16 protein-coding genes are annotated in these 21332 nt (G+C 60.0%); 8 read left to right on the top strand and 8 right to left on the bottom strand.

Annotated features, from left to right (window positions below):
- Positions 1 to 33: 33 nt before the first annotated feature.
- The gene (locus ACFOSS_RS15365) at positions 34 to 516 is read right to left on the bottom strand and encodes a YajQ family cyclic di-GMP-binding protein (protein ID WP_377154225.1); all 483 of its coding nucleotides are present in this window, start codon (positions 514 to 516) and stop codon (positions 34 to 36) included.
- 146 nt (positions 517 to 662) lie between these two features.
- Here ACFOSS_RS15365 and ACFOSS_RS15360 point away from each other — a divergent pair, with 146 nt between their 5' ends.
- Both ACFOSS_RS15360 and ACFOSS_RS15355 read left to right on the top strand, forming a co-directional pair.
- Positions 663 to 1571 (top strand): ketopantoate reductase family protein, encoded by a 909-nt coding sequence (locus tag ACFOSS_RS15360; RefSeq protein WP_377154223.1) that lies wholly within the window; start codon positions 663 to 665, stop codon positions 1569 to 1571.
- Positions 1568 to 2140, top strand: coding sequence for a DJ-1 family glyoxalase III (locus tag ACFOSS_RS15355; RefSeq protein WP_377154221.1), 573 nt, complete (start codon positions 1568 to 1570; stop codon positions 2138 to 2140). Before ACFOSS_RS15360 ends, ACFOSS_RS15355 begins: the two co-directional genes overlap by 4 nt.
- 66 nt (positions 2141 to 2206) lie before the next feature.
- On the opposite strand, the gene ACFOSS_RS15350 is transcribed toward ACFOSS_RS15355, so the two are convergent.
- The 4 genes from ACFOSS_RS15350 to thiI form a co-directional block, all read right to left on the bottom strand.
- Positions 2207 to 2731, bottom strand: coding sequence for an MltR family transcriptional regulator (locus ACFOSS_RS15350; RefSeq protein WP_377154219.1), 525 nt, complete (start codon positions 2729 to 2731; stop codon positions 2207 to 2209).
- Positions 2732 to 2799: 68 nt separating this feature from the next.
- On the bottom strand, positions 2800 to 3954 hold the full coding sequence (locus tag ACFOSS_RS15345; RefSeq protein WP_377154216.1) for a mannitol-1-phosphate 5-dehydrogenase: 1155 nt from the start codon (positions 3952 to 3954) through the stop codon (positions 2800 to 2802).
- Positions 3955 to 4009: 55 nt separating this feature from the next.
- A complete protein-coding gene (locus ACFOSS_RS15340) occupies positions 4010 to 5950 on the bottom strand; it encodes a PTS mannitol transporter subunit IICBA (protein WP_377154213.1) in 1941 nt (646 codons plus the stop codon).
- A 454-nt stretch (positions 5951 to 6404) separates the two neighbouring features.
- A complete protein-coding gene (gene thiI / locus ACFOSS_RS15335; RefSeq protein ID WP_377154210.1) occupies positions 6405 to 7856 on the bottom strand; it encodes a tRNA uracil 4-sulfurtransferase ThiI in 1452 nt (483 codons plus the stop codon).
- Between the two features lie 241 nt (positions 7857 to 8097).
- On the opposite strand from thiI, the gene xseB reads away from it, so the two are divergent.
- From xseB to dxs, 3 genes are read left to right on the top strand one after another with little or no spacing between them, the layout of a single operon-like run.
- Positions 8098 to 8349 (top strand): exodeoxyribonuclease VII small subunit, encoded by a 252-nt coding sequence (xseB, locus tag ACFOSS_RS15330; protein WP_377154207.1) that lies wholly within the window; start codon positions 8098 to 8100, stop codon positions 8347 to 8349.
- On the top strand, positions 8350 to 9240 hold the full coding sequence (gene ispA / locus ACFOSS_RS15325; protein ID WP_377154205.1) for a (2E,6E)-farnesyl diphosphate synthase: 891 nt from the start codon (positions 8350 to 8352) through the stop codon (positions 9238 to 9240).
- An 18-nt stretch (positions 9241 to 9258) separates the two neighbouring features.
- A complete protein-coding gene (gene dxs, locus ACFOSS_RS15320; RefSeq protein ID WP_377154202.1) occupies positions 9259 to 11124 on the top strand; it encodes a 1-deoxy-D-xylulose-5-phosphate synthase in 1866 nt (621 codons plus the stop codon).
- A 400-nt stretch (positions 11125 to 11524) separates the two neighbouring features.
- On the opposite strand, the gene slyD is transcribed toward dxs, so the two are convergent.
- The gene (gene slyD / locus ACFOSS_RS15315; RefSeq protein ID WP_377154199.1) at positions 11525 to 12136 is read right to left on the bottom strand and encodes a peptidylprolyl isomerase; all 612 of its coding nucleotides are present in this window, start codon (positions 12134 to 12136) and stop codon (positions 11525 to 11527) included.
- A gap of 185 nt (positions 12137 to 12321) precedes the next feature.
- On the opposite strand from slyD, the gene ACFOSS_RS15310 reads away from it, so the two are divergent.
- The 3 genes from ACFOSS_RS15310 to ACFOSS_RS15300 are packed head-to-tail and all read left to right on the top strand — an operon-like array spanning position 12322 to position 15873.
- The gene (locus ACFOSS_RS15310; RefSeq protein WP_377154196.1) at positions 12322 to 13056 is read left to right on the top strand and encodes a cupin domain-containing protein; all 735 of its coding nucleotides are present in this window, start codon (positions 12322 to 12324) and stop codon (positions 13054 to 13056) included.
- On the top strand, positions 13053 to 14969 hold the full coding sequence (locus tag ACFOSS_RS15305) for an ABC transporter ATP-binding protein (protein WP_377154193.1): 1917 nt from the start codon (positions 13053 to 13055) through the stop codon (positions 14967 to 14969). Before ACFOSS_RS15310 ends, ACFOSS_RS15305 begins: the two co-directional genes overlap by 4 nt.
- Positions 14970 to 15024: 55 nt before the next feature.
- Entirely contained in the window at positions 15025 to 15873 is an 849-nt protein-coding gene (locus ACFOSS_RS15300) for a 23S rRNA (adenine(2030)-N(6))-methyltransferase RlmJ (RefSeq protein WP_377154190.1), read from the top strand.
- Between the two features lie 119 nt (positions 15874 to 15992).
- Here ACFOSS_RS15300 and ACFOSS_RS15295 read toward each other — a convergent pair whose 3' ends face one another.
- Together ACFOSS_RS15295 and ACFOSS_RS15290 are read right to left on the bottom strand one after the other, a co-directional pair.
- On the bottom strand, positions 15993 to 16367 hold the full coding sequence (locus ACFOSS_RS15295) for a type IV pilin protein (protein WP_377154187.1): 375 nt from the start codon (positions 16365 to 16367) through the stop codon (positions 15993 to 15995).
- Positions 16368 to 16596: 229 nt separating this feature from the next.
- Positions 16597 to 21330, bottom strand: coding sequence for a pilus assembly protein (locus tag ACFOSS_RS15290; RefSeq protein WP_377154184.1), 4734 nt, complete (start codon positions 21328 to 21330; stop codon positions 16597 to 16599).
- Positions 21331 to 21332 lie beyond the last annotated feature (2 nt).

Here is a 21332-nt window from a genome sequence, read left to right as displayed (position 1 = left end):
GCCCTCGGCTCCGTTTTTTTTACTCTCGACGGCTCAGTCCCGGAAGTTGGTGAACTGGAACGGCTGCCCGAGGTCGGAACTGCGGATCAGCGCAATCGCTTCTTGCAGATCATCCCGCTTCTTGCCGGTCACGCGTACCTCATCCCCCTGAATGGCAGCCTGCACCTTCATCTTGGCGTCTTTGAGCAGCTTGACCAGCTTCTTGGCCATCTCTTTGTCGATACCCTGCTTGAGCTTGACGTCGAGGAAATAGCGCCGGCCGGAGTGCACCGAGTCGCCAATCTCAAGGCTGGTCGCCTCGATATTGCGCTTGATCAGCTTGTCCCGCAGTATGTCGAGCATCTGCTTGAGTTGGAAATCGGCATCAGCGGCCAGTTTGATCTCTTCCTTGTTCAGCTCGAACGAGGCCTCAACGCCACGGAAATCGAACCGGGTCTGCAGTTCACGGTTGGCATTGTCGACCGCATTCTGGACCTCGTTCATGGCAACTTCGGAGACAATATCAAAAGAGGGCATGGTCACATCCTGTATCGGCAAACGAAAAGGCCCACAATGTAGCAGAATTAGAACCAACACCCAATCCCGACGCCATTCGCGACTGCTTGGGTTGTGACGACAGACCTTCTAAGATAAAACCAGCTTTTCCTCTGCAGGAGACCCCTATGCCACGCCATCTTGATCACTGGACCCTGCTCGGTTGTGGCGCCCTCGGTGGCGTACTCGCCGGCTTGCTGGCACAGGCCGGCAATCAGGTCAGCCTGCTGCGAACCAACGACGCCGCGGTCCGTCTGCCGTTACTGCTGACCTGGTGGGATTTGCAGGGCCAGCAGCACAGCTTTGAACCCGACTTCCTGCAAGCCAAGGATGCCGCCAATATCCGGCTGTTGCTGGTCACCACCAAGGCATATCAGGTGCAGTCCGCGCTGGAACCCCTGGTGGGCGTGCTGCCGAGCGCGACACCGATTCTGTTGCTGCACAACGGCATGGGAACCGAGTCCTGGGTGCACCGAGCCTTCCCTGACAACCCGGTACTGCTGGCTGTCACCAGCAACGGGGCGCTGCGTCTCGGCAACGAGGAGTTCCGTCACACCGGCGCCGGCGAAACCTGGATCGGCCCCGCCAATGAAGCGGCGCGCGTCTGGCAGCCGCTGGCCGAGCTGTTGGCCCGCGCTTTGCCCCACGCCGGCTGGAGCGAGGAGATCCGACTGCGGCAATGGGAGAAACTGGTGATCAACGCCATCATCAACCCGCTGACCGCCCTCAGTGGCGAGCGCAATGGCAGCCTGCTGGCACGGCAGTATGAAGTCGAAGCCCTGTGCGAGGAGTTATTACCCCTGCTGCAGCGCCACGGTCTGAGTGGTGAGCTAGCCTTCTGGCGCGACAAGGTGCTGAACGTGGCCCGGCTGACGGCCGACAATTTTTCCTCGATGCATCAGGATCTGGATGCCGGACGCGACAGCGAGATCGACTACATCACCGGTTTTTTGTTACGTGAGGCGCAGGAGGCACAGTTGCATCTCCCCCTGCATCAGCAGCTTTATCAGGCCATCAAGGCCAAGGAGAGAACATGACCCATACCGCATTGGTGATACTGGCCCCGGGCTGCGAAGAGCTCGAAGCCGTTGCCAGCATCGACATCCTGGTCCGTGGCGGCATCCAGGTGACCACCGCCTCCATCTGCCCGCAGGGGCGCCTGCAGATCACCGCCTCGCGCGGCGTCAAACTGGTCGCCGATGCCTTGCTGGAGGAGCTGGCCGGTCAGGAGTTCGATCTGCTATTGCTGCCCGGTGGTCTACCGGGTGCGGAATACCTGCGCGACAACCCGCTAGTCATTGAACGACTGCGCCAGCAACATGCCCGTGGCGCCTGGCGTGCCGCGATCTGCGCAACCCCAGCCGTGGTGCTGGCCCATCATGACTTGATCGGCTCGGCTCATGTTACCGGCTATCCCGGTACCGAAGGCAAATTGCCGGCCAAGGGGTATCGCAATGTCGATGTCGTGGTTGATGCCGGCGAAAAGCTGATCACCAGTCAGGGGCCTGGTACTGCGCTGGCATTTGGTTTGGCGGCCTTGCAGGCATTGCTGGGAGAGAAAATGGCACAGCAAGTGGCCAAAGGGCTACTGGTTCCGCTGCCCTAAGCTGAACCGCTTCTGCATGGGGTTGCCCACTGGCGAAAAAAGGGAGCCCCCGGTCGGGACGGCTCCTTAAATCGGGCTCTCCTTGCCCAGCTCGCTCACTACGCGTGTGACACACAACAACAAGGCCGAACGCGTCATCTGATCCTGGCGATCACGCTGCATCGCATACAGCAGCGCATCGCCAGCGGCATCGGCGTTCGGTAACCGGGGCACGCCAACTGCCTGCAGGCTGCACAATGCGGTCAACCGGTTGAACAACGCCTCGTCAGAGAAGCGGTAATCCTTGCGGCTATCGCATAACCAATCCCGCAATTTGATAAACAGCTCCAGATCCTGATACGCCGTCGCCGACAGCATGCCCAGCGCCAGCATCAACTTCAGCCGCACCGAGAGTTCAGACAAGGGACCCTCGCGGTTCAGCAGCGGTTCAATGGCATATTTGACGGCATACTCCTCCTGCCGGAAGGCGCGGCGCAGCATCTGCTCCACCCCCTCCGCCACAATAGAGACCGTCTCCATGAAGAACCCGCGCGGGTTGTCCAGGCCAGCCAATCGTTCCAGAATCTCGTCTTCTTTGGTTAGGTCATGCATGGTTATTATGTGTTGTGGAAAACGAAGACCGGCGCGGGTCGCCATGCCCGCCGCCGGTAGACAGCGCCTTATCCCTGACGCAGCGCCTGATAATGTTCAACGATCTCGCCTACCACGGCAGCATCGACCGCCAGCCCCGAGGCGCGACTCAATGCCTGCGAGACGCCATCTTGCGCAATCCAGCCTTGTAACTCAACTGCTTGCGGATCCGCCGCATTCTGATAACACAACGCCGCAGCGATACCCTCCACCAATGCCGCATGGGGCAAACCGTATTCCAGCGTTCCAAGCAACGGCTTGATCAAACGATCCTCGGCACCGAGCTTGCGCAATGGCTGCCGGCCGACGCGTTCGATCTCATCCACCAGATGCGGGTTGGCAAAGCGGCCAAGGATTTTCTCGATGTAGGCATGGTGCAACTGACGATCAAAACCATAACGACGCACCAGTACCTCGCCACTCTCGTGCATAGCCTGCCGCACCTTGAGGCGGATCGCAGGATCCGAAATCGCCTCGCGAATGGTACGGTAACCAGCAAGCGACCCCAGGTAGGCGGTGATGATATGGCCGGTATTCAAGGTAAACAGCTTGCGTTCGACGAACGCCAGCAAATTGTCCGTCAGCTCCATACCATCCACCTGGGGAATATCGCCACGGAACTGCCCGCGGTCGACAATCCACTCACTGAAGCTCTCGACGGTCACCTCCAGCGGATCCCCATCATTCGCAGCCGCGGGTGGCACAATCCGATCCACAGCCGAGTCGACGAAGCCGACACACTGTTCCAGCGCAGCATGATAACCATGAGGCAAGCGCGCCAGGACAGCGGCCTTGAGATGAGCGGTGCCACGGACCATGTTCTCACAGGCAATGACGTTGAGCGGCGCCGCATTACCGCGCTCAAAGCGCAGCAACAGACCGCGCGCCAGTGTATCGGCGATGCGATCGAGGACATTGGGGCCCACCGCGGTCGTGATCAGATCGGCCACGGCTATGCGCTCGATCACATCCTCACTGCCGGCATCCAGCGCCAGTATGTTGCTGACGGTGTCGATTCTCTGGTCCACACCGACCACATGCACCCGATATTGCTGGGCGTGATTGAGCTGATCGACCAACTGATGGTTGGCATCGGCAAACGTCAACTCGGCACCCGAATCAGCCAGCAACTTGCCGATGAAACCTCGACCGATATTGCCTGCGCCAAAGTGTAAAGCTTTCATGAAGAACTCCTGCTATTCGTTTCCAAGGGTGAGGCCGGGTTGCCCCGGCCAGGGCTCAGGCCGCGCGATGACCACTCAGCAGATCCAGCACAAAATGCGGATCCGACGTGGTCGCCAGCTGTTCGATCAGGTCCGGATCGTCCAGCGCATTGGTCAGACTATTGATGACCTGCAGGTGTTCGTCATTGCGGGCGGCAATGCCAATCACCAGACGAGCCACTTCGTCTGCCTCCTGACCGAAGCGTACACCTGCCGGGTATTGGCAAATCACCACCCCGGTGCGCTTCACCTTGTCTTTGGCTTCGATAGTGCCGTGCGGTACGGCAATGGATTCTCCAAGGTAGGTTGAGACCAACTGCTCCCGTTGCAGCATGGCGTCGACATAATCGGGCTCGACAAACCCGCCATCCACCAACAGTTGCCCAGCGGTACGAATCGCACTCTCTTTGTCCGCCGCCTGGAGTCCGAGGCGGATGTTGTCGGCACTCAGTGTAAACAGTGTCGCAGCTGGAACCTGATAGTGATCGTCGTTGGCGGCCACTGCCGCAGGATGGGCATACACATCATCATTCGCCGCTTTCAACTCCTGAACCAGGCCTTGATAGAGCCCATTGTCGAGGAAATTCTGCAACGAGAGGTGGCGGGCCTGCGGCGCATGCCGACGCGCCCGCTCCGTGAGGTCCTGATGGGTAATCACCAGATCCGCGCTGTCATCCAGGTTGTTAATCGCCAGATTGGTGACCTCAATCGGCAAGCCGGCTTGCTGGATTTTCTTGCGCAACAGACTGGCCCCCATGGCGCTGGAGCCCATACCGGCATCGCAGGCCACGACGATACGCTGGACGGCCGACATCGGCTTGCTGCTGTCGTTAGCCGCCGGCGCCGCGTGACCGGCGGCCGGTGCACGCTTGCCCGCGCCCTTCATCGCCTTCATCTTGCGGGTAGCCTGTTCCAGATCATCTTCATGGCTGGTCACCGGCTTCTGCACTCGCAGCAGCACCGCTGCCACCAGGAACGAGACGGTGGTGGCCGCTGCGATCGCCAGCAGCACGCCCAGCAATGAATCCTTCGGTGTCATCAGCAGCACGGCAAAGATCGAGCCCGGTGACGCAGGTGAGACCAGACCCGCATCGAAAAGCGTCAGCGTGAACACACCCGTCATGCCGCCGGCAATCACCGCGAGAATCAGGCGCGGGTTCATCAGCACGTACGGGAAATAGATTTCATGGATCCCGCCCAGGAAGTGGATGATGGAGGCACCGGCCGCCGATTGCTTGGCATTGCCGCGGCCAAACATCATGTAGGCCAGCAGGATACCGAAGCCAGGACCCGGGTTGGCCTCAATCAGGAAGAAGATCGACTTGCCATGCTCGGTGGCTTGCTGGATACCCAGCGGCGAAAAGATACCGTGATTGATGGCGTTATTCAGAAACAGGATCTTCGCCGGTTCGACAAAGATCGAGGTCAACGGCAGCAGGTGGTGTTGCACCAGCATACCGACCCCACCGGCCAGAATGTTCGACAGTACCTTGACGAAGGGCCCGATCAGATAAAATGCCACAATCGCCAGCAGCATGCCGATGATACCGGCCGAGAAGTTGTTCACCAGCATCTCGAAGCCGGACTTGACCTTGCCATCAATGGCGCGGTCGAAGCGTTTGATCACCCAGCCACCCAGCGGGCCGACCATCATGGCCCCCATGAACATCGGAATATCGGTACCGACGATGACCCCCATGGTCGTCACGGCACCGACGATACCGCCACGATCGCCGCCTACCAGCTTGCCGCCGGTAAAGCCGATCAACAGCGGCAGCAGGTAGGTGATCATCGGGCCGACCATCTTGGCCAGCGTCTCATTCGGCAGCCAGCCGGTTGGGATAAACAGTGCGGTCAGAAAGCCCCAGGCGATGAAGGCGCCTATGTTTGGCATGACCATGTTGGAAAGGAAGCGGCCAAAATTCTGTATCTTGACCTTGGTATCCGGTGATAGCATATCAACACCCCGTTTGAAGCATTGTTGAATGGTTGAGTGGAGGGGTGCCCGGTTTTGCCGAACCGTCTACCCCGAGTTAGTTGGTGCACGATTAATGTACCACTCCACCTGAAAGCGCTGCCAAGAACGGGTTTTTTTTGCGATTTTCATCACTATTCCACCAGCACCCCCCCACATCCAGCGCGATCGCGATCACGTAATTTGGTAAATAGATTGTTAACCGGCGGTCAAATCCGGTGATTAACGTGACGGGCATCACACAGCGACCCCCTGCCCTCACCCCTGGCGATGGTGACCCAGATCACATTCGCAACAAAAGTACTCAACTGGTGCCAGCCCCATCTGTATCGTCTTTGCCGCAAATGGCACCCAGGTCGCTATCATCACGGGGTCACCAGGTGGAGACCGGCCAAAAAAAAAGCGCCCGCAGGCGCTTTTTACGACAGGGCATGTCTCAGTTGGCGCGATACACCTTGATGTTGTTGAAGCCCTTCTCCTTGAGGTAGAGCGCCTGCAGCTTGCTCATCACGCCGCGGTCGCAATACAACAAATAGGTCTTGCTCTGATCCAGATCGCCGAACTGGGTTGCCAGCTTGTAGAACGGCAGATGCACCACGGCATGGCCGGCCACAACCAACGGCCGATCCTCATGGTCATCCGGGGAGCGGATATCCAGGATCACTTCATCGGCTAACAACGCCTGCACTGTCTCGACTTCCTGCACCTGCTCACGGGTCTGGTTAGCGATGTCGCGGATATCCATCCAGCGAGTCTCGGCGATCACGCGCTCGAGGATGGCAAAGTCGAACTTGCTCTCCTCTTCCAGCACCTTGCTCATCTGTGCCTTGACCGTCGGTTTGTTGGAGATGACGCCGCAATATTCCGGCATCGTCTCGGCAAACTCCAAGGTGCCGATGCGGCGGGCGGTATCGACGATGTCCTGCTTGTCCATCGTCACCAGCGGCCGCAGGATCAGCGTCTCGGTGACCCGGTCAATGACCGACAGGTTGGTCAGCGTCTGGCTGGAAACCTGACCCAGGCTCTCGCCGGTCACCAGTGCCTCGATGTTCATGCGCTCGGCCAGGTTGGCCGCCACGCGCATCATCATCCGCTTCAGCACCACCCCCATGTGGCCGTTATCGATCTTCTCGAGGATCTCGGCGACGATCGGCTCAAACGGCACTGCCAGGAACTTCACCTTGTGCGAGGCGCCAAACTTGTTCCACAGGTAATAGGCCACCTGCTTGACGCCAACCTCATGGGCCGCGCCACCGAGGTTGAAGAAGCAGTAGTGCACACGGCAGCCCCGCTTGATGAACTGATAGGAGGAGACGCCGGAGTCGAAACCACCGGAGATCAGGCTCAATACATCCTCCTGGGTCGACAGCGGATAACCGCCGAGCCCGGGGTGGATCTGGGTGATCAGATAGAGCTTGTCGTCTTCAATTTCCAGATTGATTTGCAGATCCGGTTTCTTCAGGCGCACGCCACCGGTGACGTGGTTCTGATTCAGGCCGCCACCGACATAGCGCTCGACTTCGATGGAGGTAAACGCATGCTGGCCATGACGCTTGACGCGCACACAGAAAGTCTTGCCGGCCAGTTGATCGCCGTAGGCCGCCGCGGTGTGCAGGTAGATGTCATGCAGGTCGTGGTAACGGAACTCCTGCACCTCGAGGAACGCCTGAATGCCCGGAGTGCAGGAGAGCGCCTCGACCACGGCATCGCGCTTGCTGTCGTCATCACAGCTGACCACCAGCTTGTCCCAATCCATACGCACCCGCGCCGTCGCCTCGATCCGGCGCAGCACGTTGCGCACATTGCCCTGCAGCACCTTGATCATGCGCTGGCGAACCGACTTGCTCTTGATGGTAATTTCCGGGAACAGCTTGACGATAAATTTCATAACGTGGACTCAATAAATAATGGCCGCAAAGCGGCAAGGCCGGAGTGCCGCAAGGCATGCCGACAGCAAGGTGACGCCGCCAGGGCGGCGCAGGGTCGCAATTATACTCATGCCGGCGGCCGACCCCAAATAGCGTGTGACAATTCGCTTCCGTGACGTCAGTTGCCTCACTTGCTCCCGCTTCGTGTTAGGAGGTGTTAAGATGGCGCCGTTTTGTCATCCCGACCACGCAGGAGACCACATGGCCGGCAAGCGAGCAGACACGCTGAGTTTCGAGGCGGCCCTCGAGGAGCTCGAACAGATAGTGCAACGCATGGAGCAGGGTGACCTGCCGCTCGATGAGTCGCTCAAGCAGTTCGAGCGCGGCATCCAGCTGGTCCGCACCGGCCAGGCCAGACTGAGCCAGGCCGAACAGAAGGTGCGCATCTTGCTGGCAGATCAGGATGGAGAAGAGCAGCTGGTGCCTTTCGACCCGACACAAGGAGAGCAGTAAGTGAACCTCGATGGCTTTCAACGCCACTATCGGCAACGGATAGACCAACTGCTGCAGCAGCACATCGATGCGCAACCGGAACTGTGTCCTACGCTGAAAGCGGCCATGCGCCATGGCTTGTTGCTCGGTGGCAAACGGGTTCGCCCATTCCTGGTCTATGCCACCGGCCAACTGCTCGGTGTCGCCGACGACATTCTCGATGCCCCGGCGGCGGCCATCGAATGCATCCATGCCTATTCATTGATCCACGATGACCTGCCGGCGATGGACGACGACGATCTGCGCCGTGGTCACCCGACGGTACACAAGGCGTTTGACGAGGCCACCGCGATTCTGGCCGGCGATGCCCTGCAGACGCTAGCCTTCTCGATCCTGAGCGACACACCGCTGCCGACGCCGTTGCTGGGCAACCAGCTGCAGATGGTCAGCCAGTTGGCCCGTGCCTCCGGCTATCAGGGCATGTGCGGCGGGCAGGCACTGGATCTGGCCGCAGAAGGACAAAAAGTCGGTCTGGCGGCGCTGGAGCAGATCCACCGTCACAAGACCGGCGCGCTGATCGAATGCGCCGTTACGCTCGGCGCCCTGTGCCATCATGCTCTGCCTCCGGCCGAGCTGGCCGCGCTGCAGCAGTACGCCGCCGCTATCGGACTGGCGTTCCAGGTGCAGGATGACATCCTGGATATCACGGGGGATACCGCCACCCTCGGCAAGCCACAAGGTTCGGATCAGGCGCTGGACAAGAGCACCTATCCGGCACTGATGGGGCTGGAGCAGGCGCAGGCCATGGCCCGCGATCTGCACCGACAGGCACTGGCCGCCCTGGCGACCCTGCCCTATAACACGCATATCCTGCGTGCCTTTGCCGACTATGTCGTCGAACGCACCTATTGAGAGTCTGACAATAAATCCATGAGTCTGAACATTGCCGATTACCCGACGCTGGCGCAGGCCAACACCCCCGACGAGCTGCGCCAGTTGCCGCCGGAGAAGCTGCCCGAGCTGTGCGCCGAGCTGCGCGATTTCCTGCTGCGCTCCGTCAGCCGCAGCAGCGGCCACCTCGCCTCCGGGCTGGGCGTCGTCGAGCTGACGGTGGCCCTGCATTATGTCTACCAGACGCCGTTTGACCGTCTGGTATGGGATGTCGGCCATCAGGCCTACCCGCACAAGATCCTCACCGGCCGCCGCGATCGCATGCACACCATCCGCCAGAAGGACGGCTTGCATCCGTTCCCGTGGCGCGAAGAGAGCGAGTACGACCCGCTGTCGGTCGGCCACTCCAGCACCTCAATCGGTGCCGCGCTGGGCATGGCCATCGCCGCCCGCCAGGAGGGCAAAGGACGCAAGGCCGTGGCCGTCATTGGCGATGGCGCCCTGACCGCCGGCATGGCGTTCGAGGCACTGAACCACGCCGGCGATCTGCATGAAGATCTGCTGGTGATTCTCAACGATAACGAGATGTCGATCTCCGAGAACGTCGGCGCGCTGAACAATCACCTGGCGCGCTGGCTCTCCGGCCAGCTCTACACCACGATCCGCGAAGGCGGCAAGAAGGTGCTCTCCGGGCTGCCGCCGGTCAAGGAGCTGGCGCGCCGTGCCGAGGAACACCTCAAAGGCATGGTGATCCCCGGCACCCTGTTCGAGGAGTTCGGTTTCAACTACATAGGCCCGGTCGACGGCCATGACGTGAATGCGCTGATCCGCACGCTGCGCAACATGCGCCAGCTCAAGGGGCCACAGCTGCTGCACGTGATGACCAAGAAAGGCAAAGGCTACGAGCCGGCCGAAAAAGACCCCATCGGTTATCACGGTGTACCGAAATTCAACCCGGACGACGAATGCCTGCCGAAGAGCAGCGGCGGCAAGCCGGGCTTCTCGGCGATCTTCGGCCGCTGGCTGTGTGACATGGCCGCCGCCGACGAGCGGCTGATCGGCATCACGCCGGCGATGCGCGAAGGCTCGGGCATGGTGGAGTTCTCGCAGCAGTTTCCGGAGCGCTATTTCGATGTCGCCATCGCCGAGCAGCATGCCGTCACGCTGGCCGCCGGCATGGCCATTGAAGGGCTCAAGCCGGTGGTTGCCATCTACTCGAGCTTCCTGCAACGCGCCTACGACCAGTTGATCCACGATGTGGCGCTGCAGAACCTGCCGGTGCTGTTCGCCATCGACCGCGCAGGAATCGTCGGCGCCGACGGCCAGACCCACCAGGGCGCTTTCGATATCAGTGCACTGCGCACCGTACCGAACATGACGCTGATGGTGCCGTCGGATGAAAACGAGTGCCGGCAGATGCTCTACACCGGCTTTCTGCTGGATTCGCCGGCCGCAGTGCGTTACCCGCGCGGCGCCGGCAACGGCACCCAGCCCCAGCCGGCGATGACGGCACTGGCCGTTGGCAAGGCACGGGTCATGCGTCGAGGCCAGCGCGTGGCCCTGCTGGCCTTCGGCACCCTGTTGCATCAGGCCGCCCCGGTCGCCGAGGCGCTGGATGCCACCCTGGCGGACATGCGCTTCGTCAAGCCGCTGGATGAAGTACTGCTGGCCGAACTCGCCGCCAGCCACGACCTGCTGGTGACGCTGGAAGAGGGCGCCCTGATGGGCGGTGCCGGCTCGGCGGTGATCGAGGCGTTGCAGCGTCTGCGTTGCCTGAAGCCGGTGTTGACACTGGGTCTGCCGGATCGCTTCATCGAACAGGGCACCCAGGAGGAGATCCTCGCCGCCTACGGTCTCGATAGCGCCGGTATCCGCCGCCAGATCGAGGCTTTCCTGGCCGGTTGAACCAGCCAGCCCCGCTCACGCTACCCTTAACGGCCGCTCACTGCGGCCGTTATATTATTTATTTCCGCACCAATGAAATAATATTTAGCCAACATCCATCGACGGAATATTAAATAAATAGCACGAAGATTGAATATATTTTTTATTTAAACATCAGGATATTAATTAAAAAATAAAGCGCTCTGGAATTAACTGCGATATTAATACTCGAATTAAAAAATAATCTGCGCCGGTCGCATTAAATATATCATTGACGGCGGTGAGTCGAATTCATCACGCCCGCCCCTGTCATCGCGGCAATGATGATGGCGAATATCGCGATACGGCGGCCAACAGCAACAAAAAAGCCCTCGCTCGCGAGGGCTTTTTCCAGGCACCAGCCGCGTACGGGCTGCAGCGCTTAGTGACGACCGCAACCACCGCCACCACAGCATTCGTGGTCATCTTCATGCTTGTGGGCGTGGCCGTGGCCACCACAGCACTCATGATCGTCGCCATGGTCATGACCATGACCGCCACAGCAGCCTTCATGTTCGTGGTGATGACCGCCCTGGCCGTGTACGTGGCCGTGGGCAATCTCTTCGGCCGTCGCCGCTCGCACATCACGCACAGTGACGTTGAAATGCAGGTTAACGCCGGCCAGCGGGTGGTTGGCATCGACCTTGACGAAATCTTCCGCCACTTCGACGACCGTCACCGGACGGTGACCATCATCGGTATCGGCAACGAAGGTATCGCCTTCAGCCACTTCCATGCCATCGAACAGCTCGCCCGGCACTTGTTGCACCAAATCTTCGTCATATTCGCCATAGGCATCGGCGGCATCGACGTTCAGCTCGAAGCTGTCGCCGACCGCACGGTCATACAGGGCTTTTTCCAGGCCCGGAACCAGAAAACCGGCGCCGTGCAGGTAGACCAGCGGCTCGCGGCCTTCGGTGCTGTCCAGCACATCGCCAGACTCATCAGAAACGGTATAGTCGAGGGTAACTACGCTCAGGTGGCTTACTTTCATGTCGGATTCCCGCTGTTGGCGCCGCCCCATGAGCGGCTGGAAAAACTGCGCACCAGCATACCGGAAAAAAAAACCGCCGCCTACCGCAGCCAGGGCGCTGACACGGCGCTTTTGGCGTGAAAATGTGTCCCCAGGCCCCTTTTTCCGTATAATCGGCGCCAATTCAACGCAGCCGACAGGCCTCCATGTTCTATCCGGTTCACATTGACACCCAAATTACGCCGATCCTGCTGCCGCTCGGCCGCCGGCGTGCCGTCGCCGACCAGTTGCTCTACCTGAGCGCCGGTTCGGCCCTGCTGCGCCTCGGACGCCACGAACAGGTGCTGCGGGCTGGCGATCTGTTCTGGCTGCCTGCCGATTGCCTGCATGGCCTGACGCTGTGGCAAGGCGCCTGTCTCAGCCGCATCCGCTTCTCGCTGCGGGTCAGCGGCTCACGCCCCGCTGCCGCCGGTTTTATCCATGGTGATGCGCTGCTGGTCGCCACATTGCAGCGACTGCTGCACTTGCCGCAACCCCATGACTGGCAGGGCCACGCCGGGCGCCTGTTGCGCCTGCTGGGTGATCTGCTGCCGGAGTGGCAGGTACACAGCCAGCCACAGCGCGCACTGCCGGCCGGCTTGCAGACTGCGCTGCAGCAACTGATACAGGGCCAGGATCTGACAGCGATTGCCAACGCCTGCCTGCGCGAACAGGGACTGTCGCCGCGCGAGGTGATGGATCTCTTCCAGCACGAGCTCGGTTGCAGCCTGATCGGCTGGCAGGAGCAGTGGCAACTGCTGCAGACCCAGACCCTGTTGCGCCAGGGCCACAGTGAAGAGGCGGCCTGGCGCCAGGCCGGCCTGGCCAGCGCCGCCCAGTATCAGCAGTGCCAGCAACGCTATCTGGCACCCTCCCCGCTTTCAGCACGGACATCCTCATGATCATCGCCAGTCAGATCGAGCTGCGTCGCGGCAATACCCTGCTGCTGGATAACGCCAGCGCCACCATCTACCCCGGCCACAAGGTTGGCCTCGTCGGCAAGAACGGCTGCGGCAAGTCATCGTTCTTCGCGCTGCTCAAGGGCGAGCTGACGGTCGATAACGGCAGCCTGTCGGTGCCCGCCGGCTGGCAGCTGGCCAGTGTCGCCCAGGAAACCCCGGCGCTGGACAAACCGGCGCTGGAGTATGTCATCGACGGCGACCGCGAATACCGCGCGCTGGAGACGGCGCTGCAGCAGGCCGAGCGTGACGGTGACGGCCTGCGCGTCGCCGAGTTGCACGGCCGCATCGAGGCCATCGGCGGTTACAGCATCCGGGCCCGCGCCGGCAGCCTGCTGCACGGCCTGGGCTTTGCCAGCGAACAGCACGCGTCGCCGGTGCGTGCCTTCTCCGGCGGCTGGCGTATGCGCCTGAACCTGGCGCAGGCGCTGCTGTGCCGTTCCGATCTGCTGCTGCTCGACGAACCGACCAACCACCTCGACCTGGATGCGGTAATCTGGCTCGAAGGCTGGTTAAAGAGTTATCGCGGCACCCTGGTGCTGATCTCCCACGACCGCGACTTCCTCGACCGCGTCATCGAACGCATCATTCACATCGAGAACGGCAAGCTCAACGAATACACGGGTGGCTATTCGGACTTCGAACTGCAGCGCGCCGAACAGCTGGCACAGCAACAGGCGATGTACGACAAGCAGCAGCAGACGCTGGCGCACATGCAGTCCTATGTCGACCGCTTCCGCTACCAGGCGACCAAGGCGCGTCAGGCCCAGAGCCGATTAAAGGCGATGGAACGCATGGAGCGCATACTGCCGGCCCACGTCGACTCACCGTTCCAGTTCAGTTTCCGAGCCCCGGATGCGCTGCCCACGCCGCTGATCGTCATGGAGAACCTGAGCGCCGGTTACGGCGACAACCTGATCCTCGACAAGATCAAGCTCAACCTGGTACCCGGTTCGCGTATCGGCCTGCTCGGCCGCAATGGCGCCGGTAAGTCCACCTTCATCAAGCTGCTGGCCGGTGAGCTGGCGCCGCGCTCCGGCCGCCTTGAGCCGGCCAAGGGCGTGCGCATCGGTTACTTCGCCCAGCATCAGCTGGAGTTCCTGCGCAACGACGACAGCCCGCTGGCCCACCTGACCCGGCTGGCCCCGGATCGTCCCGAGCAGGAGCTGCGCAACTTCCTCGGCGGCTTCGGTTTCCACGGCGACAAGGCACTGGAGCCGGTCGGCCCCTTCTCCGGCGGCGAAAAGGCACGGCTGGTGCTGGCACTGGTGGTGTGGAACAAGCCGAACCTGTTGCTGCTGGATGAACCGACCAACCACCTGGATCTGGACATGCGCGAGGCGCTGAACCTGGCCCTGCAAGGGTTCGAGGGCGCCATGGTCATCGTCTCGCACGACCGCCACCTGCTACGCAGTACCGCCGACGAGTTCTATCTGGTGCACGGCGGCCGCGTCGAGGCATTCGATGGTGACATCGACGACTACCACAAGTGGCTGCTGGAGCAGGAGCGCAACCAGGCGGCCGCCGACAAACCCGCCGAGGCGGGCGCCTTCTCGGCCGCGGCACGCAAGGATCAGAAGCGGCGCGAAGCCGAGTTCCGCCAGGCGATCCGACCGTTGAAACAGCAGTTGGAAAAACTCGAAGCGCGCATGGAGAAGATCCAGCTGCGCCTGCAACAGATCGAAACTGATCTGGCGGATCCCGAGATCTATACCGATGGCGCCAAGCCGAAGTTGACGGCCCTGCTGGCCGAACAGGGGCCGCTGACGGGCGAGCTGGAAGCGATTGAGCTGGAGTGGATGACGCTGAGTGAAGATCTGCAACAACGCGAGCAGGAGTTTGCTGCTGCGGAGTAAATATTGCCACTATGCTGACCATAGTGGTGAGCGCTGACTGAAACAGGAGACCCCCATGCTGAGTTATCGCCACGCCTTTCACGCCGGTAACCATGCCGACGTGCTCAAGCATGCCGTCGAGACACTGTTGCTGGCCCAACTGCGGCAAAAAGAGAAGCCGTTCTGCTATCTGGACACCCACGCCGGCGGCGGTTGTTATGACCTCAGCGGCGACTGGTCACAGAAGAAGGCCGAATACCAAGACGGCATCGCCCGCTTGTGGGAGGAGCGCGCCGACTGGCCCGAGCTGGCCGACTACTTCAGCGTGATCGAAACGCTGAACGAGCAGACGCTGCGTTTCTATCCCGGCTCGCCGGAGGTAGCGCGTCACCTGACCCGCGAGCAGGATCGGCTGGCACTGATGGAGCTGCACAATCAGGAGATCGAGATCCTGCGCCGCCATCTGGGCCACGATGCGCGCACCGCGCTGCACCACCGCGATGGCTTCGAAGGGCTGCTCGGCCTGCTGCCACCGACACCACGCCGCGGCATGGTGCTGATCGACCCGCCGTATGAACTCAAGGAGGACTATGGCCGCGTGGTGAGTACGCTGCAGAAGGCACTGCGCAAGTGGCCCACCGGTATCTATGCCGTCTGGTACCCGATCCTGGCCGCAGCCAACGACCGCAGCCGCGATCTGCTGCAGGCCTGTCAGGAGCGACTGGTCTGTCCGCAACTGGTGGCCGAGCTGCAGGTGGCACCACAACAGGCAGAATGGGGCATGGACGGTTCCGGCATGCTGATCCTCAATCCGCCCTGGCAGCTCGATACGCAGCTCGAGAGTCTGCTGCCACGGCTGCGGGATCGTCTGGCACAACACGCCGCGGCCAACAGCCGCGTTGAATGGTTGGTGAGGCCGCAGTAACGCCCGCTAATCCTCCGCCACCACAGGGCGGCAAATAACCGAGCCGGCACCTTGGCACCGGCTCTGTTATGACACCCATGAAGACTGCCTGTCCGCCAGCCTGCTGACCATGGGCTAGCTCAAGGCCAGCAGCTCGCAGGCCAACGTTGTTCATCTCCATCGAGTGTCAACCGCTGGCATCCGCTGTCCTCACGCTGTGGTGAGTGCGCTTTGGCTTCCGCGGTCAGCTGATATCCGGCAGCCGACTCCTGCAGCGCATAACGGTAGTGTTCATCGCTTGCCGGGCCCAGGTCACTCAGCGACACACTGTATTGCCCCTGCTCGACCCGGTACGCCTCCTGTCGCAACTGCAACGCCAGTAACTGGTTTATCGCCTCTCCTCGCCGGCTCTGGTGCATGCAGTGCTGATACCCGGGATAGGCTATCGTCACCAACACGCCGATGATCATCATTGCCACCAGCAGCTCAATCAAAGTCACACCCCGAGTATTCATCCCCTGCTCCCCCGTCCAACCCACCGGGAGCATAGGCGGCGTCAGCCTAAGGCGCGCTTGTCACTTCTGGCATGGCTTGCGCCCCATACCCTGTGACACTCGACACCTTATGCAGCGCATCGCCTGCTGCAGCAATCAAAATAGGAACAGCGCCGCAGACGTGGCCAACAATCACAAAAAAAAGAGGAGCCCAGCTGGACTCCTCCGTATGTGATGATGTCAGCGTCCGTTAGTAGAGCATTTGCCAGGAGGCCATACCGGTCTTGATGATGGAGGTCGGGGTGTTCACCACCTCACCACCATCAATCACTATGGTCTTGCCCGCGACGTAATCACCATCGGAATTCACCGCGTACTTGTACACCGGCTCCGACGGCAAACGTTCCAGCTCCATCGAGTTCTCGACCAGACCATCATTGCTACCGCTGTAGATATCGACCTCCATATACCAGCCGCGACCACCGCCAGAGCAGATATCATCGCTCGGAATCATTGAGGTGATGGCCGCCGTACTGTTGGTAACCAGGATGCGGTAATTGATCCGTTCACCGTTGTTGCTGCCATCGTAGTAAAGATCCAGATACCAACCGTCATGGACACTCCAGTCGATCAGATTCTTGCTGGTCTCCCTTTGATGCGGTGTCACGCTGGTGTTTTCATTTTCCAGCGTCTGTTCCAGCATGGTTTCGCGCGTGAAATCGGCTGTGCGGCCGGGTTTGTCCCATATGCCGTACACCGTTTGCGTCGGCTGGCTGACCACAGAGGTGTCACTGGCTTCAACATACTTGCCAGTACCAACAAAGACTAACAAGCCACTGTCTGGATGACGAGCCACGCTGGGTCTGACGGTTATCGGTTGCGCCGTCCCTTCTCGGCTCACCGCCTTGAACAACGGTTTTGGCGTCGAACCATCGGTTGAACCATCGATGTCGGTGATAAATTTCCAACTGCTGAGATCGGAGCCCGTAATGTCCACCTTCCAGACATTACCAAACAGGTCTCCGGAGTAGAGGTAATCTCCGACGCCATCGAGGTTGCTGTCTGCAATGACGGGTTCGGTCACCGCATTCGAGCGATTGGCACCGGTCGGATCATTGCTCGCCTTCACTCCGGTCAGCAGTGTCTTCTCCAGGGCCCCTGTCAACAGGTTGACCACTAACAGTGCCCCCTCGCCGTTGCTATCGGTCGCATTGTACCCATTACCGAAAATCGCCAACCAGGTGGTATTGCCACCTGACCCCAGAGACGTGATAGCAGGGGCATTGGGGATGAAGCCGATGCTGGTTGACGCACTGCTGGTCAACTCCCACAACAGATGGCTTTGCGCCGCGCTCTGGCTGTTGGAGACATCACTTAGATTGGTCAGATCCAGAGCCCATGCCCCTCTAGCGCCGAGACCAAAGGTTCCGACCGCGATCGTCTTGCTGGTCGAGCCTACAGTGGCGTTGACAATCTTGATGGTGCCATCCACAAAGTACTTATGGTTATAGTCCTTGGACGCCAGACTGTAGAGATTCGCATAACTGGTCGACGGGATGTAGGCGAAGATCTCCCGCCCTGTGGTGGCGTTCAACACGTGCACCATACCGTCGTTCGCACCAAAGATGACAAACTTGACACCGTCACCGGCCGAGACCCCATAGGCCGGGCTGGAGTGCACGTTATCACCCAGCAATCCATTCCGCTCACGGAATGCCGTTCCCAGCCCCGGCACCGTATAGGCATCACTCTCGTAGGTCCGATTACCGCGCAGATAGTTCACCAACGTCTGTACATACGACAGCTTGTAGGTGGTGGCAGAGTTGGTTGGATAGCCCGCCAACAGCGCCGTAATCTGTGCCTGACTGAGCCCGGAGGAGCTTCCGGTCAAGCTGGTCGGGGCGGTAAACAACCGCTTGCTACCATCCGAATCCATGGTGTAGATGATGCGGTTGCTCTCGCCCTGACTGGTCAGCACAGTGTTGGCTTTCCAGCTGGGCGTCGCCTGCATGACTCCTGAGCTGATCGGATAGGCGATGAGATCACCAGACCAATCCTTGGCCTCAAACGTTGCAATAAAGGCCTGGGAATCACTGGTCAGCTCGCTGGAAGTATAAGAGACAGACGTCGCCGAACGAGCCAGATCACTCACCCCATCCAATGCGCTCTGCAGCTGGCTTTCCAGGTTGTTGGCGTTGGTCACCAGGAAATAGTTGTCCGGCTCGCCATCGCCATCCTCGTCCCACTCGGTGGTATCCGGCACACCATTGCCATTGACATCGACAAAGCTGCCCCACTTGGCGGCATACCACAGCGGTGATGGCAGGTAATCCGCCGTGCTCGCAGTACTTGAGGTGTTGACGCTAAAGGTCCGCGTCCGTTCCAGCGGCAACGCCGTCGTATTCGACGACAGGTTGCGCGCATTGTTAGGATAGGGCGCGTCAGTGGCCAACGCGGTATCCAGATAGTAGGCCACGTCGCTGCTTGCACCGGTATCCTGGTCTCGCACATCCAGATAGACGCCGTCCGCCGTGGTACCCGAGATCACGTAGCCGGCATGCTGCTTGATGCCCCCCGCGGCATATTCCGAACTCAAGGTGATGCTCAACTGGCCGTTATCCAGCACCTTGTAGTGGTAGCGAACGATCATGTCCATGTCATGGTCGGCGCCTTGCTCCACATCCTCGTAGTTGACGCGAAACAACCCCTCGGTCTCACTGATGGATTGCACATAGAAGTCGACGATGGTGTTCGTCGGCTGGAAGGCCGTTTGGGCGGAGCTGATTTGATCACCGCCTACCGACTTGGCAAACGGGATCAGGGTGATGACCTTGCCACTGGCGCGGATCTTGATTTGCGGCAGGTGTGATGCCATCGCGACCACAACCGTCTGCGGCTTCTGGCTGCCGCTTCTGGGGTTAACATCCGTTTGATGGCCATAATAGGCCAGACCGGCGGCATAGTAGCTGCCCTGCTTGGTCGGCTCCATCGGTGCCAGGCCACGGATGCCGGCCAGCGTGCTGATGTTCTTGGCGCTCGGGATCCCGGCGTTATCCTGCCCCAGCACCTGACCGATGAAGAACAGCTTGCCATTCACCCCCTCGTGGCTGGAGATGGTCTGGGTCCAGGTGCTGACATTCAGCCCCGCCATGTTGGTCGGCAGGTTGCCGGAATAGCTGGCAAAGGCAGAGCCCGGGAGCTGATCCGAATCATACGAGGTGCCAACATCGCTGATCACCAGATTGACCGGCTTGGCGCACTGTGGCTGGCCCTGGCCATCGGTCAGGGCAAACGGATCATCCCAGGAGTCCTCCGGCAACGACAGCTCATCGCCGGAACCGACCGTGAAAGCACTGCTAGGCGTCTTGGCTCCGGCAAAGTAGCGCAGGCTCTCATATAACATTTCGGCGATCGGGTTCCCCCATGAGGTACATTCGCCATTATTTATCGCACGCGTTGTGACCCATCCGCAGTTTGAATAATTGCGGGAGGTATTGAATTGCGTCACCCTGAGTTTATTCAGAGTGGCGATGATGCCAGGGCCGTTGGTCGCGCCGGTCCGAGTCTTGAACTTGCCGGTGGTCGGCACGACTTCATCGTCGATTTTGCCAATCTTGGCGCGCAGCACCCCACCTTGGGTATTGTTCTTATAACTGCCGGTCAGCAGGCCGAAGTACATCTTCGGCGCATCGCCCTCACCGTAATTCTGCAGCAGGCCAACGGGGAAATAGTTGGTGCTGGACCCCGAACCCGAGGTATAGGCCTTGCAATTGCTCTCCAGCAAACCGGACGCACACACCCGTACCCGGACGTTGTAATCGGTGGGTGCCACAGAAACTGTCCCCGAGCCCAGCACCATAGTGCTGCCAGCCACCGGACTCTCTTTACTTAACCAGTTCCATACCAGGTAGCGGGCATCGGTCAACGGATTGAAGCTGCTGGCGGTCTCTGCGGTATCAGAGATGGTGTAGCGATAGGTGTTGGCATTAAAAATAATCCACTTGCTACCGCTCAGGCTGGATTCGATGTTCGAGCTATTGGTTTCGGCAATGCCGTCCGGCATAGAGGATGAATCCCCCAGCCAAGTCCCATCATTGCCGACATTGCCGTTTCGGCTGATCGTCGGGTTGGCATAAAACTTAAAGCTGCTCGAACCGTTCAGGGTTACATTGATCTGCCATTTGCCGTTACCCAGCGACGTCATGGCCGTCTTGCCCCAGCTGTTGGTGCTACCGCTGTAGTAGAGGGTGGTCACGCTGCTTAACGACTCGGAGGTCAACGCCATGTTGCTCGTTAACTTCAGCACGCGCAGCAAAGGCGGATTGGTCGAAGATTCGCTGTTAGTACTCCCCATCAGCGTAGTATTGGCAAACAGATAGCCATAGCTGTCGTCCAGATCCGAATAATCCGACAGCAACAGATTGCCCTTGGCTGACGTATTCATGAACTTGGGATTCCAGGTTTTCCCCCAGCTATGCGCATCCTGCGGAATATAGGCGCGCTCTAACACTGGCGTGTTGGAGCTGTCACTCTGACGCATGCCGCCATACAACACCTTGCGCAATGCATCGACCCGGCTCGTTGTCAGATAATTCAGGAAATTACCGCTCCAACGACCCCCTCCCCCTTCTGTCTTACATTTGCCACTGGAGGTGATGCCCGTTGGAACAAAGATATTCGATTCATATTTGTAGCATTTATCGATATCGAAATAACCGTAATAGCGGATGGCGGCCCCATCTTCATTGGCAACTGGACGGAAATAGGTATCCAGCACATCGTCGCCATCCAGATCGGTGGCATCGTTATAGGCTTCGTAATACAGGGTATGATCCCGGCCCATGACGAGCATTACCAGAGGCGCAATATTCTGCCCCGGAACAAACAGCGGCGCATCCGGCAACGATAAATTAGCGCCAACCGATGTCAGGGGTGTGGCCAACAGGAGCGCGGCCGCGCTCAGCCATCCGGTGATCCGTTTCATCA

Origin of the sequence: Pseudaeromonas sharmana (genome assembly GCF_042649925.1) — a bacterium.
GTDB classification, from domain to species: domain Bacteria; phylum Pseudomonadota; class Gammaproteobacteria; order Enterobacterales; family Aeromonadaceae; genus Pseudaeromonas; species Pseudaeromonas sharmana.
This window is presented reverse-complemented; position numbering and strand designations above follow the sequence as displayed.

What these genes read in the sequence shown, in the direction of transcription:
- ACFOSS_RS15365 (WP_377154225.1), bottom strand. Translation starts at nt 516, where the DNA reads ATGCCCTCTTTTGATATTGTCTCCGAAGTTGCCATGAACGAGGTCCAG.
- ACFOSS_RS15360 (WP_377154223.1), top strand. Translation starts at nt 663, where the DNA reads ATGCCACGCCATCTTGATCACTGGACCCTGCTCGGTTGTGGCGCCCTC.
- ACFOSS_RS15355 (WP_377154221.1), top strand. Translation starts at nt 1,568, where the DNA reads ATGACCCATACCGCATTGGTGATACTGGCCCCGGGCTGCGAAGAGCTC.
- ACFOSS_RS15350 (WP_377154219.1), bottom strand. Translation starts at nt 2,731, where the DNA reads ATGCATGACCTAACCAAAGAAGACGAGATTCTGGAACGATTGGCTGGC.
- ACFOSS_RS15345 (WP_377154216.1), bottom strand. Translation starts at nt 3,954, where the DNA reads ATGAAAGCTTTACACTTTGGCGCAGGCAATATCGGTCGAGGTTTCATC.
- ACFOSS_RS15340 (WP_377154213.1), bottom strand. Translation starts at nt 5,950, where the DNA reads ATGCTATCACCGGATACCAAGGTCAAGATACAGAATTTTGGCCGCTTC.
- thiI (WP_377154210.1), bottom strand. Translation starts at nt 7,856, where the DNA reads ATGAAATTTATCGTCAAGCTGTTCCCGGAAATTACCATCAAGAGCAAG.
- xseB (WP_377154207.1), top strand. Translation starts at nt 8,098, where the DNA reads ATGGCCGGCAAGCGAGCAGACACGCTGAGTTTCGAGGCGGCCCTCGAG.
- dxs (WP_377154202.1), top strand. Translation starts at nt 9,259, where the DNA reads ATGAGTCTGAACATTGCCGATTACCCGACGCTGGCGCAGGCCAACACC.
- slyD (WP_377154199.1), bottom strand. Translation starts at nt 12,136, where the DNA reads ATGAAAGTAAGCCACCTGAGCGTAGTTACCCTCGACTATACCGTTTCT.
- ACFOSS_RS15310 (WP_377154196.1), top strand. Translation starts at nt 12,322, where the DNA reads ATGTTCTATCCGGTTCACATTGACACCCAAATTACGCCGATCCTGCTG.
- ACFOSS_RS15305 (WP_377154193.1), top strand. Translation starts at nt 13,053, where the DNA reads ATGATCATCGCCAGTCAGATCGAGCTGCGTCGCGGCAATACCCTGCTG.
- ACFOSS_RS15300 (WP_377154190.1), top strand. Translation starts at nt 15,025, where the DNA reads ATGCTGAGTTATCGCCACGCCTTTCACGCCGGTAACCATGCCGACGTG.
- ACFOSS_RS15295 (WP_377154187.1), bottom strand. Translation starts at nt 16,367, where the DNA reads ATGAATACTCGGGGTGTGACTTTGATTGAGCTGCTGGTGGCAATGATG.
- ACFOSS_RS15290 (WP_377154184.1), bottom strand. Translation starts at nt 21,330, where the DNA reads ATGAAACGGATCACCGGATGGCTGAGCGCGGCCGCGCTCCTGTTGGCC.